The organism is Vibrio sp. SCSIO 43086, assembly GCF_051132235.1.
Taxonomy (GTDB): domain Bacteria; phylum Pseudomonadota; class Gammaproteobacteria; order Enterobacterales; family Vibrionaceae; genus Vibrio; species Vibrio diabolicus.
In genome coordinates, this window is sequence record NZ_CP072678.1 from 791793 (window position 1) to 806656 (window position 14864).

The following is a 14864-nucleotide window of genomic DNA, read 5'->3' on the forward strand; positions in this document are numbered from 1 at the left end:
TGAACATCCTCACACTTTTCGTCGAAACGATGTGAGGGGAAATGCACGGCTTCATAGCCCTAAAAAGCGAAGTAATTATGTCAAATATGACGAATGCCGCCTCCCACACAGCGCCTATTCAGGATGCTGACTATTCTGCGATTCATCCCCCATCTCTGCTCAAGCGCCTCGAACTCACCAATCCTGTCTTTTGGTTAAGTGGTAGCTTCCTCACTCTATTCGTTTTACTTGCCCTAACGAATACCGACTCTCTAACCGCAATGGTTAACACCGGCTTCGGCTTTGCTACTAAATATTTCGGAGCTTACTGGCAAGTACTGCTTCTTCTGAATTTCCTTATTGGTTTGGCTCTTGCGTTTGGTCGCACTGGTTATGTGCGTCTAGGTGGTCTAGCGAAACCTGATATTGATAACTTTAAATGGTTGTCAATTGTACTCTGTACCCTACTTGCAGGTGGTGGTGTGTTCTGGGCTGCTGCTGAGCCTATCGCGCACTTTGTGACTGCCCCACCTTTATACGGTGAAGCCTCTCCGAAAACTGCCGCAATCAATGCTCTATCTCAGTCTTTTATGCACTGGGGCTTCTTAGCTTGGGCGATCCTTGGTGGTCTATCTTCCATTGTCTTAATGCACTTGCATTACGATAAAGGCCTGCCTCTTAAGCCGCGTACTCTGCTTTACCCTGTGTTTGGCGATAAAGCCATTAAAGGCTGGATTGGTGATGTTGCTGACGCATGTAGCATTATTGCCGTAGCAGCAGGAACCATCGGTCCTATCGGCTTCTTAGGTTTACAAATTAGCTACGCGCTAAACTCATTGTTTGGCCTGCCAGATACGTTCGTAACGCAAAGCATGGTTATCATGGCAGCGATCCTGATGTATACCCTTTCCGCACTAAGCGGTTTGAGCAAAGGTATTCAAATCGTCAGTCGTTACAACATTATTTTGTCTGTGCTGTTAATTGGTTACATCCTGTTCTTTGGACCGACAAGCTTTATTGTTGATGGCTACGTACAAGGCGTTGGTCGCATGGTAGATAACTTCTTCCCAATGGCGCTTTACCGTGGTGATACGGGCTGGCTAAGCTGGTGGACAGTATTCTTCTGGGGTTGGTTTATCGGTTATGGCCCAATGATGGCGATCTTTATTGCTCGTATCTCTCGTGGTCGTACAATTCGCCAATTGATCATGTCTATTAGCATCGCAGCACCGCTGATTACTTGCTTCTGGTTTAGTATCGTTGGCGGCAGTGGCCTTGCGTTTGAACTTGATAATCCTGGTTTGATTTCATCTGCGTTTGAAGGCTTTAACTTGCCTGCAGCACTGCTAGCGATTACCGGTGAATTACCTTACCCAATGATCATTTCGGTTCTGTTCCTGATTTTAACGACAACATTTATCGTGACGACGGGTGACTCAATGACTTACACAATCAGTGTAGTAATGACGGGCTCAACAGAACCAAACGCAGTGATTCGCTCATTCTGGGGCTTGATGATGGGTATTGTCGCTATCGCGCTTATCTCAATGGGCTCTGGTGGTATTTCTGCATTGCAGTCTTTCATTGTAATTACCGCCGTGCCTGTGTCTTTCATTTTGCTGCCAAGCATTTGGAAAGCGCCTGGCATCGCAAGTAAAATGGCAAAAGAGCAAGGCCTAGTTTAAACCGCCTCTCTAACCAATATGCGAAAAGAGCCCTTCATTGGGCTCTTTTTAATTCTGCACTTTATCCCACGCTATCAATGCGAATTATCACTGCGTCTGGACGCCAATACTCAAATTCGCAGTCCATTAATTTGCCATCTTGTTTGTAGTTTACTCGGCGAATTTTCAGAACCGGCTGTCCTTCAGCCAAGTTCAACGCTTTAGCGACATGAGCAGGCGCTGACGTTGGAATCACATCAAAACGAGAGCGCTTTGTCTCGTAACCATACTTCTCACGATAAATGCCCGTCAGCGACATGGTGAGGTTCTCGGACAATATGCCTTCAAACAGTGCCGATTTGAGTACATTTTCAACAAACAATACCGCTCGCCCATCAATAAAACGCAACCGTTCAATCACATAAATTGGGGTAATTCGCTCAACCTCTAACGATTTTGCATATTCACCTGCAGCCATTTCACTTCGTACGTTGAGTAACTTGGTTTCTGCAATACGATGCTGCTCTCTAATCATTTGATGGAAGTGAGAACGAGACAACGGGTTGTAACAGATCCGCTCTGGAGATACGTACCAGCCACGACGCTCTTCTCGGTAGATCAGGCCTTCAGTTTCTAAAGACACCAATGCATCTTTGATAGTGATTCGAGTCGTAGAAAATAGTTCACTGAGCTCTCTTTCTGATGGCAATTTTTGTCCTTCCGACATGATGCCGGAAAGAATCTGCTGCTTTAAGCTGCTTCTAATTTTTCCTAATTGGGTACCAAATTGTCCGGTGCCTGTCGCTCTCATTCTGATCTAGTCCAACGATAATTTGATGAACAACATAAGGCGTGTAAGTAACAAAAATATGACATTAATCAACAGAACACATATTGAGCGTATGAAATATAAGTGCCATAGAAATTAATAAAAACTGTCAAATTACTTGCGCTAAATCGTCACATTCCATCCATAGCATACAAAGCGAACTTACTGACCTAGTCCAGAAGGATGGAGACAATGAAAACTTTGCTAAGTCGTTCAATTACTGCACCAGCGGCAATCATCGCGGTAACGCTTGCAGCACCAACAGTAGCGAAAGAAGCCGATATTGAGTCATTGGTTACCGCAGCACAAAAAGAAGGAGCGGTTTACAGTGTAGGTATGCCTGACAGTTGGGCGAACTGGAAAGACACTTGGGCTGATTTAAAGTCAAATTACAACCTTAAGCACCAAGACACGGATATGAGCTCGGCTCAAGAAATCGCAAAATTCGAAGCTGAGAAGAAAAACGCGACCGCAGACATTGGTGACGTAGGCTTTGCCTTCGCACGTGTAGCGGTTAAAAAAGGCGTCACTCAACCATACAAACCAACAACTTGGAATGACATTCCAGATTGGGCAAAAGACGAAGATGGTCATTGGGCACTTGCTTACACTGGCACTATTTCTTTTATCTCCAACAATAACCTCGTAAAAGACGCGCCAAAAACGTGGGATGACCTCTTAAAAGGCGACTACAAAGTGACCGTAGGTGACGTCGGCGTAGCAGCACAGGCAAACAACGCGGTTCTCGCCGCAGCGTTCGCCAACGGTGGGGACGAATCCAACCTCAAGCCTGCGCTCAAGTTCTTTTCTGAACTCGCGAAGCAAGGTCGTCTTTCATTTACCGATCCGAACATCGCCAACTTAGAAAAAGGCGAAGTGGAAGTGGCGATCATGTGGGACTTCAATGCGTTGAACTATCGCGACAAAATTGACCGCGACCGCTTTACAGTGAGCATTCCTCAAGATGGCTCTGTGATTTCTGGTTATACAACCATAATCAATAAATATGCGAAGAACCCTAATGCAGCAAAGCTTGCTCGTGAGTACATCTTCAGCGATCAAGGGCAAATCAACTTAGCAGAAGGTTATGCGCGTCCAATCCGCACCAACATCACACTGCCTCAAGCAGTGCAAGACAAGCTAATTGCTAACGACCAATACAGCAATGTTCACCCAGTGACTGACTTCTCAGCTTGGGAAAAGTCCGCGCGTAAGCTGCCACGTCAATGGCAAGAAAGTGTCTTAATCCACCAGCAATAAGAGTAAGTCGTTATGAGCAATAAGGTCATCCTTGTTGTTCTAGATGGACTGAACTATCAGGTAGCCCGTGATTGCATGGGCTACCTCAATGGTCTTCTAGAACAAAGTCGTTCCCAACAAGAAACTCGCGCAACGCTTTATCCTGTGCAGTGTGAGCTGCCCTCTATGTCTCGCCCACTTTATGAGTGCATTTTAACGGGCGTTAGCCCTGTAGAAAGCGGCATCGTAAACAACAATATCGTTCGTCTATCCAAACACGATTCCATTTTCAGTCTGGCAAAAGCCCAAGGCAAAGTGACCGCTGCGGCTGCCTACCACTGGGTAAGTGAGCTTTATAATCGCGCACCATTTGAACCTGTTCGCGATCGTTTCACACATGATGAAACCTTGAATATCCAACACGGCTGCTTTTACTATTGGGATCATTATCCTGATGAAGCCTTGTTCCTGGATGCAGAGTATTTACGTCGCAACTATAAACCTGATTTCTTACTGATCCATCCGATGAATATCGACGATACAGGACATAAGTTTGGCCTAGACTCTCGCCAATACCGCAATTGTGCGCGAGGTGCAGACATTATTCTTTCCAACTACATCGAACAATGGCTTGCTGATGGGTATCAAATCATTGTGACCAGCGATCATGGCATGAACAACGATCTTTCTCACGGTGGGATTTTACCTGAAGAGCGAGAAGTTCCCCTGTTTGTCATTGGTGATAAGTTTACCCATCAAGATTGTCATATTAAGCAAACTGATATTTGTGGCACCGTTTGTCAATTGCTAAACCTTGACCACACGAAGCCATACACTCAGGAATTGTTAGCACTATGAGCAGTTCTGTCCTCTCCCCAAGCTCTAGCGAATCTCGCTCAAATTTGGCAAGTACTTGGTTAAAGCGCTTTAAGCCAGCCATTTGGTTAGTGCCTTTCGCGCTGTTTTTCTACCTATTTCAACTCGCACCGATGATTTGGGTACTGTTAAACAGCTTTATCTACGATGGCGAGTTTGCCTTAGATAACTACATTGAAGTGCTCGACTCTGCCTTTATGATGCAGGCGTTTGGCAACAGCTTGTGGTTAGCGGTGTGGTCGAGCATTTTTGGCTTAGCCATTGCGACTTTGTTGGTCTCTTCTCTACGCAGAGTCGATTCTAAAGTCCGCGACGGTGTGATTGCGTTTACGAACATGAGCAGCAACTTTGCGGGCGTACCTCTGTCATTCGCTTTTATTATTATTTTGGGCACCAATGGGGCAATTACCCTTTTGCTCAAGCAGTATGGCTTACTCGGTGATTTCGACCTTTATGGTAAATGGGGCCTGCTGGCCATTTACATCTACTTCCAAATCCCGCTGGCGGTGTTGTTGCTCTACCCTGCGTTTGACGCGCTGAGTGATGATTGGCAAGCAGCCGCTGCGCTACTGGGAGCCAAAACATCACAGTATTGGGCGAAAATCGCTCTGCCAGTGCTCTCACCAGCCTTATTCGGTACCTTTATTATCTTAATAGCCAACGCAATCGGCGCATATGCGAGTGTTTATGCGTTGACCTCCGGTAACTATAACGTCATCACAATTCGAATTGCGAGTCTGGTATCGGGAGACCTGTTCCTTGAACCTAATCTCGCCGCTGCAATTTCGGTGATTCTAATGGCGTTACTTGCCTTTATCACAGTGATTAACCAATGGCTCATTTCGAAAAGCTATGCAGGTAGGAAGTAGTCATGCACAACGTTAATACTCGATTCCATAAAACAGTGGTTTATTCCATTGTTGGGATCATGCTCATCCCGATTTTAGCGACCTTTGTCTATTCGCTTTCATCACGCTGGGGCGCCACGGTGCTTCCGGATGGTTTCACTTTTGATTGGTACGTTAAATTGCTGACCGACCCACGTTTTTTGCAAGCGTTTGGGCGTTCGCTGTTTATTTGTATTGCTTCGCTAACCCTCAGTGTGCTTCTGGTTCTGCCAGCGATATTCGTGGTGTTTTACTACTTCCCGAAGCTCGATAAGCTCATGAACGTACTAATTTTGCTACCATTCGCTGTACCACCAGTGGTGTCATCCGTCGGCTTGCTTCAACTTTATGCTGACAGTGAAATATCTCTTATCGGTACCCCTTGGATTTTAATAGGCACTTATTTCACCATCGCGTTACCGTTCATGTATCGTGCGATTTCTAATAGCTTCGAAGCAATTAACCTTAATGATTTAATGGATGCTGCACACTTGCTAGGGGCAAGCACAACCAAAGCGTTTTTGATGGTCATTTTACCTAACCTCAAAAAAGGATTGATGGCATCGCTTTTCCTTTCATTTTCATTTCTATTGGGAGAGTTTGTGTTCGCCAATATTTTAGTCGGCACACGTTATGAAACCCTGCAAATCTACTTGTATAACATGCGTCAGACGAGCGGCCACTTTACGTCTGCCTTAGTGATGACCTACTTCCTATTTATTTTTTTCCTGACTTGGTTGGCAAGTCGTTTCAGCCGAGGAGTCAAACAATGAGCTACGTAACAGCGAAAAATCTGGCTAAACGTTTTGATGATAACACCGTATTTGAGGACATTCACTTTAACATCGAGCAAGGTGAATTCATTACGCTTTTGGGCCCTAGCGGTTGTGGTAAATCGACACTACTTCGCAGCCTTGCTGGGCTTAACCCTGTCGATGGAGGCGAGATTTGGGTAAACGGAGAAGATATCACGCATCAAGCCCCGCAAGAGCGTGGTATTGGGATGGTCTTTCAATCGTATGCGCTGTTTCCCAATATGACCGTCGAAGGCAACATAGCATTTGGCTTAAAAATGAAAAAGCTTTCGAATGATGATATTCGACGTGAAGTGGCTAAAGTCATCAAACTGGTGGATCTGGCAGGTAAAGAAAAACACTATCCACATCAACTTTCTGGCGGTCAGCGCCAGCGTGTCGCACTCGCCCGAGCGTTGGTGGTGAAACCTCGCATATTATTGCTTGATGAGCCACTTTCTGCGCTTGATGCCAAAATCCGCAAACATCTTCGTCAGCAAATCCGAGATATTCAGAAAGAGATGAATCTCACCACTATCTTCGTAACTCATGACCAAGAAGAGGCGATGATTATGTCTGATCGTATCTTCCTAATGAGTAAAGGGGAAATTGTTCAAGCAGGAACACCTGAAGAAATTTATACTCATCCTGCTAACGAGTTTGTTGCCGGTTTCATGGGACACTACAACCTTGTAGAGGCCAATAAAGCCAAGCAACTCTTCAACATTGATACCGAATGGAAAGTAGCGATTCGCCCAGAGTCTATATATGTAAAAGAGCAAGGTCGTCAATATGATAGCCACATCTCAGCGCCACAAGTAGGTACGATCACCAACCACCAGCTTCTAGGTAATGTTATTCGCTACCAAGTGAACGTTGAAGAGTGTGAGCTCACTGTTGACTTGCTTAACCGCTCTTCAGAACGCTTACTAGCGAATGGCAGCCAACTAGAGCTACTCTTTAACCTAAACGAAATTCAACCAGTGAGAGCCTAAACATGTCCAAACCTTTGTATGTTTTTGATATGGATGAAACCCTAATAAACGCTGACTGCGCAATGATTTGGAACGAGTTTATGGTTGAGAGAGGCATCGCGACTGATCCTTTATTTATTAAGGAAGATCAGCGTCTAATGGCCTTGTACTCTGAAGGTAAAATGGACATGGAAGACTATCTAGCGTTCTCCATGAAGCCGCTAGAAAACATGCCGATTGAAGAAGTAAACGCCTTGGTTGAAGAATGTGTTGAAAGCCATATTTTGCCTAAACAGTTTCCTCAAGCCAAAACTCTGATTGAGCAACTGTCTCGTGATGGTATAGAGATGGTTATCATCTCTGCCAGCGTCACTTTTTTGGTGGAAGCCGTTGGTCACCGTCTTAATATTCCAACCGCACTTGGCATTGATTTAATCGAGAAAGACAACCGTTATACCGCTGAAATCGACGGTGTCCCTAGTTATCGTGAAGGTAAAGTCACACGCTTAAAACAGTGGCTAGAAAATCAGGCTGAGCCTTATTCAGAAATCCACTTCTATACCGATTCAATCAACGATTTGCCGCTCTGTGAGTACGCGGACTACGCTTACCTGGTAAATCCATGCCCACGCCTAAAAGAACACGCGAATCGATCACATTGGACGCTATTACGTTGGAATTAGCCTTCGGTCTTTATAGCAATAAAGGGCAGCTAACTGCTGCTCTTTCCCTTTAATTGTCTGGTTATACGTGAACTCAAATTTGAGACCATCGAAAACTAAAACACTTCAGTAACAAAATGGCGCAACTAATGTCAAATTATTAAAAATAATGAAGATTTAGCAGTGTGATATGACAAGATTTATATAACCAAAACGGATAAAGAAAGGGTCATCTATATCTCATGATGCATTCAAATTCGACAGTCAAGCATTCCAGGAACAATAGAACAACATATTCACAATCCAGACTAACGATAATGAAAACATTGATTGAAGAATTAACATTTTAACAATCATTGCAACAATGTTAACTTTAGCTCCGTTGGTCGCGCTGGTAGTAAGCCTCTCACCAAGCCTATTGTCAGTTTTATATGGACGTTCGACCACCTCCAAAATGAATAGACACCCAATTTGGTGCCCTTTATTACGCCCGCAGAGGAAATTCTTTGCGGGCTTTTTTCTTTAAGTTGAAAGTCAGAGCGCACAGGATCAATTCTATTTGGTCAATCTCTCTACCTTGGAGGTAGTATACGAATCAACAAGCGGAGACAATTCTAGTAACTCTAACACCTTTTTCTCAAAGGTTTCATCAGCACTTCTCACCCAATCTAAAAACTTTTTTTGAGCAAACATAGGCTCGATTTCGTATAAAAACTCGATACTAAAGTAAAACTCATTTTTGATATGCAAATTGTAAACTCTTCGATAGTCCCTCTTATACTCCAAGTTACCTTCTACGTATTTTGAGTACGTTTTCTCTCCAACATCAATAGCCTGGCATTTAATTGGGGGGTAGCTGCGAAGAAACTCTCCTACGAGAAACTCTTCTTTCGCTCTCTTTTTTTCTTCGTTTATCGGCTCTAATCCCCAGCGATGATTTGCGTAATCGTTAGCATCATTCATCATCTCTGTATGATCTCCTTTCTTAGATCCTTCAGGAGACTCTAGAGCATGATAAAACTCCACATACTCTTTTTCTATGAATGAAGATAATTGATTGACAGATCTAATATTCTCATTGGCAGACTTGATCCTTAGCCTAATATATAAACCACCTTGTTTATTTATAGGTAATAGAGGGTTTAATATTTTTTTTTGAAATGAGAAATAAATAGAAGCCAATTTTATTAACTTTTCATGCCGTTCTTCTTTTGAGTCAACATCGAATTGTTTTAACTCCACAAGATCTTGGTATACATGCCCTTCATATATATTGTTCGGACACTCAAATGACAATACTAAGTCATCTATCTGGAATACATTATGTAGCAAGTTTGAAAAATCTGGTTTTCCTCGAAAGCCATCTTTACAAATTTTAATAAGGCCCATATTTCTAACTCTTGTTCTTTAAATATGCATCAATACCTTTAAACGAGAGCCTGCAATATGAGTTCTAATTCAAGTAAAGGTAAGGCACATACTAAGGTATGATGAAGGTCAAAAAGGAGAACGGCTCTTTTCTAAATTTAAAATATCTAACATCGCCTCCAGTTTACTGAAATCTACACTTTTAAAAGTTACATCCGCTCCAGCGATAGCTCATCAAACACGCCAACGATTGATAATAAGCTTGAGGCTCTGAGACCACCTATAAAATGAGAAACAAAAAAGCCAGCCTTAAAAGGCTGGCAAGTAGAGCAACAAGGTCAGTGCTTACTGCTAACTAGCACTGAACTCGTATTGGATTCATTTTCGTCTGTTAGTCTCTTCATCGGCGGTTATGACTTGCTTGCTTTCTCTTTGTGGCACGTTACCTTTACTAACTGTTCTTGCTCATCTTTAATGTTTTTCACGATACGCTCATCGCGTGCGTGGATGGCATCCATATTCATTTGCTGAATATCTGCTACAGCTTCATGCTTCATTTCAGAAAAGTCCTGACGTAAATCTGAGCTCCACTCCTCTTTGTCTAAAGTGTTAGCAGCAGCGATTGGTGATGACATTACAACAATAAGACTTAGAGTAGATAGAAATACGCTTTTCATAATAAGCTCCTTGAGGATTAGCAGTTCGTTTTAGTTACAATTTATATATTGCACATACGATGCCAACTTTTATTTTGTTATTTTTCAATAACTTAATCAAGCCCATATATTCATCATTATCTCCATCTGGTAAATTTCGCTAACCAAGTGTTAAATTAACCAAGGAAATCAAACACGCAAAGGGTATTCATAAAAAGAATAACTTATCAGGAGATTTTCTCGCTGTTCTTTCATCGAATAAATTACGTAACAACCCACTCTAGAACTGCTTTGAATCAAAATACAGAAATAAAAAAGCAGCCCGAAGGCTGCTCCTAATCGTTAACATCAAGCTTGTTAACTCTATATATTTACTTCAACGCTCGACGTCACTGGCGACTTTCTGAAACGATTGATAAAGCGATGAATAAACCCCTTAATCGATCTGAAAATATTTTTAATATCTTCAAGCATTAAATACAAACAAGGCACCAGCACTAAAGTCAGAACCGTTGCGTACAACACCGCAAAGCCCAAAGCTACAGCCATTGGTATGACAAAACGCGCCTGCAAGCTCGTTTCAAACATAATCGGCAATACACCCGCAAACGTCGTTATGGAGGTGAGCGTGATCGCTCGAAAGCGTGCACAGCCCGCTTCAACCACCGCTTGTTTGATGTTCATACCCTTTTCTCTCACTTGGTTTACGTAATCTGTCATAACTAGAGAGTCGTTGATAACCACGCCAGCAGCGGCGATCAAACCAAATGTCGACATCATACTGATATCCAAACCTAGCCAGAAGTGGCCCCAAATCGCCCCCGTCAGACTAAATGGAATGACTGACATTACAATCAAAGGTTGGGTATAACTTTTTAACGGTACGGCTAACAAGATGTAGACGATGATCATGCCTGCAATAAAGAACAAAATCTGTTCATTACGCTGCGCTGCCTGCTCTTCAATATCACCACCTAATTCCGTTTTCACACTCGGGAAGGCTTGCTTCATGTCCGGTAAGATATTGTCGTCGATGACCTTCACGATTTCTTGAGGTTCAACCAATTCTTCGTCTATCGAACCATAGACATAAACGGTTTGATACCCACCTTCACGTCGAATGCTACTCACGCCCGGCTGCTCGTTAATCTTCACCACATCACCCAGCATGACCTTCTTACCTGCTGGCGTGGTAATCACAGCGTAACGTAATGATGAAAATGCTTCACGTGTCAGTTGCGGGTAACGCACCATAACTTTGATTTCTTCACCATCACGAATAAGACGCTGTGCTTCACCACCGTAGAAGCTGCCACCCACTTGCTCTGCGATCATGGTGAGATCCAGTCCGAGATCGTACGCTACAGGCGCAAGAGAAAGGAGCACTTCTTTGCTTCCTGAATCAATAGAAGATGAAATATCGTATAGCCCTTCTTCCTGCTGTAAACGCTCTATCAAGTAACGCCCAGCCTCGTTCAATTCATTAATATTAGAACCAAACAGCAAGTAACCAAACTCATCTCTGTCACCGCCACCCGCGCTCTGCTCGCGGATTTTGATGCTCTTCATTCCAGGAATAACTGGCATAGCTTCACGCCAACGTCGAGCAAGTTCAAATGTATTGAACGGGCGTAATTCCTCATCAACCAATGGCACTAAAACACGGCCTTCGGTACGGCTTCGGTTGTACGAAAGCACATCACGAATCATGCCTTGACCATGTTCTGCGATGGTCTCTGATTCAATTTTTTGCATCACACGTTCGATGGTCTTAAGAGCGCTGATTGTTTGCTCACTTGAAACGGTATCGTTCATTTCAATAGTGATCGCAGGATAATCAGTAGGCACTTTAGGGTTAGGGATCACCCGAACATAATTCGCGTTGACCAAAGCCGCACTGATCAGCAGTAAACCGCAAAACACAGCAAACACTGTCCAGCGCCAATGCGTACATGTCGTGACAAAATTACGATAAGTGCCGTTTACAAAGCCAAAAAAGCGTTGGTTAAATCGGTCACGCCAGCCACCAGGTTTAACTGGCTTAAAGTGGGTATGTGCGAGGTGAGCAGGAAGGATTAACTTTGATTCAATCAAACTGAAGATCAAACAAAGAATCACAACACCCGCGATACCATAGAAGAAAGCACTGTCAATACCGCTAGACAACAAGAAAGGGGCAAACACGGCAATTGTGGTCAAAACACCAAAAGTAGCTGGCGTGGCAACACGTTTGACGCCGCGAACCACATTTTCGACGCCACCGCCTTTTTCTTCAATTTCGCTGTAGGCGCTCTCTCCCATCACGATGGCGTCATCGACCACAATACCGAGCACCATAATGAAGGCGAAAAGAGATACGATGTTTACCGTGATCCCTAATGCAGGCATCATCATCACCGCGCCAAGAAAACACACTGGCAGCCCAATCATTACCCACATTGCCAAGCGAAAGCGCAAGAAAATGGTCAGCATAATCGCCACTAAAGCTGCGCCTTGCAGCAAGTTTTTCAACATCATGTCGAGACGACCATTTAAATAATAGGTCGTATCCACTAAGACTTTGAGCTTAACGTCCTGCGGCAATGTCTTGTTTTTTGCTTCGATATAATTACGAACAGACTCGGCAACAGGGATAATGTTCTGATCACGAGTCGCTTCAACAGACATGTAGATCGCATTTTGCCCTGAGTATTCAAAGTAGCGCTCTTCTTCCGTAAAGCCATCTTTGATCGTGGCGATATCTTGCAGTAAAACCTTCGCACCATTTGCGCCAAGCTTTACAGGAATATTCCTAAATTCATCACCACGGTAGTACTGATTTTCAATCCTTACTGCGATCATCCCTGAGTTTGTTTTGACTTCGCCCGCAGAAAAGTTGGCAGAATAACGACTGATCGCGCTGCTGATATCGCTCAACGTCAAGTCGTATTTACGAAGAACGAGTGGATCAACTTCAATCGCTATCTCTTCCTCTGGTGCACTCAAATACACCAACATGACATTTTTGAGTTGAAGTAATTCATCCTCGACTTGCTTAGCAATGGGTTTGAGCTCTTCAAGCGGTCGGTCCCCAACTAACCCCATTTCGATTACATCTTGGCGCCACTCAACTTGGTAGACATTGATCGGTTCCATACCGGCAGGTAAGTTGGATAAAGTATCAATGCGTTGATTTACATCATCCAAGACACGCTTGATATCAGCATTAACGTCTACCTCGATAGAGACATACGCGCTACCTCTAGAGGCCGTTGAGACCGTTTTTTTAATCCCGGTGACATCTTTAATCGATTCCTCAACCTTAACGAGAATGCTTTCTTCAATTTCTTGAGGTGAAGCGCCAGGATAAGTCGCACGAACATCAATGTAGTTCACCTCAATATTCGGAAACATCTGCCTTTGAATAAAGAGAAAACTCACCACACCCATGATGATGATGAACACCATCAAAAGGTTGGCAGCGACGGGGTTATTCGCAAAATAGGCAATTAAGCCCTTTTGTTTAGTATCTTCCATGACAAACTCCTACTTACTGTACGACGGTTTCGGAGTCGTCACTCTTTTTTGCGATTTGTACCGCCATGCCTTTTTGAGGGTACTCCGGCAAGGTAAGTACCAACTTATCACTTTGCTCTAAGCCTTCCCCCACGAGTAAAAACTCACCTTCTGCTCTCAAGACCGTTACCGTCCGAGGTTGAAGTTGATTCTCACCATTCACTACCCATACCGTGCGATTTTTGACTAATTCCTGTGGCAGGCGATAGATATGCTTTAGCTCCTTACCTGTGAAGCTCACTTCAACGTAGGAGCCAAATTTAATTGGAGGCTGCTGATTATCAATACCATATGGGTCAGCGATTTGAATGACCATGTTAATCATTCGGGTAGCGCTATCAATCATGCCTAAATCACGAACCACTCGACCTTCTCTAGTGGTAGAAAACACACCTTGCTGCGTTACTGTCGCAGTGAGCTCACCAATGGATTCGGGTAAAAATGCACTATCAAAACCGGCAATTGGTACGTGCACCTCCGCCACTTCAATGTTGTTTAGCGTGGCAACTCGAGAGCCAGATGTAACAAATTGACCAACACCAATATCACGCTCAACAACCAGCGCATCGTAAGGTGCAACGACTTTGCAATTTTCTAAATCTCTTTTTGCTCGTTTGAGTGCTGCTTGAGCCGACTTCACTTGCGCTTGCGCGCTCAAAACGTGAGGCTTACGTAAATACAGGTCTGTCACTTGCTTATCGCTCAGTCTCTTAGCCTGGCGTTTTGCTACTTCCGCTTTGGCTTGCTCCTCAATCAAGCTCGCACGTGCGCTAGCTAAATTGGCTTCGGCTTGCAAAACCGACGCTTCGTAGTTGTCACTTTCAATCGTGAACAGCACTTCTCCCCGTTTCACGATCCCACCCGTTACAAAATTAGGGTGCCAACTTATCACTTCACCACTGACTTGCGCGGAAAGGTGTGTTTTTTCAAAAGGGACTAACTCACCATGGCTGGTTATCACCACTTTATGATCGGTAGGAAAAAGAGAAGAAGCCTGAACGGTAGGCTCTGTAATGGCATCTTTAGTTGACTCTTTTTCCGGAGCTGTCGCGGCGATTGCGGCATATCCTGCATAAGAGCCACCAACGACAACGAAAGGTAAAAGCCAACGTAATACGGGTTTTGCTAACATCGAAAATCCTTTTTTATTGTTGTTTTCATCACCATGCTTTTATTAAATCTTTGACTCCCTGTAAGCATGATGGTGAGGGAATTACATTTGAATAGACGTCAAAGCAGCGCGTACCTTGCTTTTTCGGTTGCTAACTACAGAGTTATTGCCAATTCAAAGTTAATAAAATTAACAAAAAATTAACCAACTTCGCAAGTTGCCCTGACTTAACTCTTCTTTTAAATAGCAAGGGACGTGCCAGGCATTTAT

Annotated in this window: 12 protein-coding genes; 7 read left to right on the plus strand and 5 right to left on the minus strand. The window is 43.8% G+C overall.

Translation table 11 applies throughout. The annotated features are described in order from the left end of the window. Positions 1-77 precede the first annotated feature (77 nt). Complete coding sequence (locus J8Z23_RS19690) at positions 78-1664, plus strand: BCCT family transporter (RefSeq protein ID WP_005392697.1); 1587 nt, start codon at positions 78-80, stop codon at positions 1662-1664. Between the two features lie 61 nt (positions 1665-1725). On the opposite strand, the gene J8Z23_RS19695 is transcribed toward J8Z23_RS19690, so the two are convergent. Further along, the gene (locus J8Z23_RS19695) at positions 1726-2454 is read right to left on the minus strand and encodes a UTRA domain-containing protein (protein WP_006741372.1); all 729 of its coding nucleotides are present in this window, start codon (positions 2452-2454) and stop codon (positions 1726-1728) included. Between the two features lie 210 nt (positions 2455-2664). Between J8Z23_RS19695 and J8Z23_RS19700 the strand changes: the two genes are divergently transcribed. From J8Z23_RS19700 to J8Z23_RS19725, 6 genes are read left to right on the plus strand one after another with little or no spacing between them, the layout of a single operon-like run. Further along, on the plus strand, positions 2665-3732 hold the full coding sequence (locus J8Z23_RS19700; RefSeq protein ID WP_005392695.1) for an ABC transporter substrate-binding protein: 1068 nt from the start codon (positions 2665-2667) through the stop codon (positions 3730-3732). Positions 3733-3744: 12 nt separating this feature from the next. Then, on the plus strand, positions 3745-4569 hold the full coding sequence (locus J8Z23_RS19705) for an alkaline phosphatase family protein (RefSeq protein ID WP_248379434.1): 825 nt from the start codon (positions 3745-3747) through the stop codon (positions 4567-4569). Continuing rightward, complete coding sequence (locus J8Z23_RS19710) at positions 4566-5456, plus strand: ABC transporter permease (protein ID WP_085343277.1); 891 nt, start codon at positions 4566-4568, stop codon at positions 5454-5456. The genes J8Z23_RS19705 and J8Z23_RS19710 overlap by 4 nt, the downstream gene beginning before the upstream one ends. 2 nt (positions 5457-5458) lie before the next feature. Then, positions 5459-6247 carry an ABC transporter permease gene (locus J8Z23_RS19715; RefSeq protein WP_074189833.1) on the plus strand — a complete coding sequence of 263 codons (789 nt, stop codon included), beginning with the start codon at positions 5459-5461 and terminating at the stop codon, positions 6245-6247. Then, on the plus strand, positions 6244-7263 hold the full coding sequence (locus tag J8Z23_RS19720) for an ABC transporter ATP-binding protein (RefSeq protein ID WP_301658755.1): 1020 nt from the start codon (positions 6244-6246) through the stop codon (positions 7261-7263). The genes J8Z23_RS19715 and J8Z23_RS19720 overlap by 4 nt, the downstream gene beginning before the upstream one ends. A 2-nt stretch (positions 7264-7265) precedes the next feature. After that, positions 7266-7925, plus strand: a complete 660-nt coding sequence (locus tag J8Z23_RS19725; RefSeq protein WP_134645433.1) for an HAD family hydrolase — start codon at positions 7266-7268, stop codon at positions 7923-7925. A 534-nt stretch (positions 7926-8459) separates the two neighbouring features. Here the strand turns inward: J8Z23_RS19725 and J8Z23_RS19730 are convergent. From J8Z23_RS19730 to J8Z23_RS19745, 4 genes are all read right to left on the minus strand, one after another. Next, a complete protein-coding gene (locus J8Z23_RS19730) occupies positions 8460-9293 on the minus strand; it encodes a DNAase (protein ID WP_074189829.1) in 834 nt (277 codons plus the stop codon). A 389-nt stretch (positions 9294-9682) separates the two neighbouring features. Beyond that, positions 9683-9949, minus strand: coding sequence for a hypothetical protein (locus tag J8Z23_RS19735; RefSeq protein WP_046873807.1), 267 nt, complete (start codon positions 9947-9949; stop codon positions 9683-9685). Between the two features lie 342 nt (positions 9950-10291). Further along, positions 10292-13444: an efflux RND transporter permease subunit gene (locus J8Z23_RS19740; protein WP_301658754.1), complete on the minus strand. Its 3153-nt coding sequence runs from the start codon at positions 13442-13444 to the stop codon at positions 10292-10294. Positions 13445-13457: 13 nt separating this feature from the next. Continuing rightward, positions 13458-14615 (minus strand): efflux RND transporter periplasmic adaptor subunit, encoded by a 1158-nt coding sequence (locus tag J8Z23_RS19745; RefSeq protein ID WP_006741362.1) that lies wholly within the window; start codon positions 14613-14615, stop codon positions 13458-13460. Positions 14616-14864 lie beyond the last annotated feature (249 nt).

What these genes read in the sequence shown, in the direction of transcription:
- J8Z23_RS19700 (WP_005392695.1), top strand. Translation starts at nt 2,665, where the DNA reads ATGAAAACTTTGCTAAGTCGTTCAATTACTGCACCAGCGGCAATCATC.
- J8Z23_RS19715 (WP_074189833.1), top strand. Translation starts at nt 5,459, where the DNA reads ATGCACAACGTTAATACTCGATTCCATAAAACAGTGGTTTATTCCATT.
- J8Z23_RS19710 (WP_085343277.1), top strand. Translation starts at nt 4,566, where the DNA reads ATGAGCAGTTCTGTCCTCTCCCCAAGCTCTAGCGAATCTCGCTCAAAT.
- J8Z23_RS19705 (WP_248379434.1), top strand. Translation starts at nt 3,745, where the DNA reads ATGAGCAATAAGGTCATCCTTGTTGTTCTAGATGGACTGAACTATCAG.
- J8Z23_RS19740 (WP_301658754.1), bottom strand. Translation starts at nt 13,444, where the DNA reads ATGGAAGATACTAAACAAAAGGGCTTAATTGCCTATTTTGCGAATAAC.
- J8Z23_RS19690 (WP_005392697.1), top strand. Translation starts at nt 78, where the DNA reads ATGTCAAATATGACGAATGCCGCCTCCCACACAGCGCCTATTCAGGAT.
- J8Z23_RS19745 (WP_006741362.1), bottom strand. Translation starts at nt 14,615, where the DNA reads ATGTTAGCAAAACCCGTATTACGTTGGCTTTTACCTTTCGTTGTCGTT.
- J8Z23_RS19735 (WP_046873807.1), bottom strand. Translation starts at nt 9,949, where the DNA reads ATGAAAAGCGTATTTCTATCTACTCTAAGTCTTATTGTTGTAATGTCA.
- J8Z23_RS19720 (WP_301658755.1), top strand. Translation starts at nt 6,244, where the DNA reads ATGAGCTACGTAACAGCGAAAAATCTGGCTAAACGTTTTGATGATAAC.
- J8Z23_RS19730 (WP_074189829.1), bottom strand. Translation starts at nt 9,293, where the DNA reads ATGGGCCTTATTAAAATTTGTAAAGATGGCTTTCGAGGAAAACCAGAT.
- J8Z23_RS19725 (WP_134645433.1), top strand. Translation starts at nt 7,266, where the DNA reads ATGTCCAAACCTTTGTATGTTTTTGATATGGATGAAACCCTAATAAAC.
- J8Z23_RS19695 (WP_006741372.1), bottom strand. Translation starts at nt 2,454, where the DNA reads ATGAGAGCGACAGGCACCGGACAATTTGGTACCCAATTAGGAAAAATT.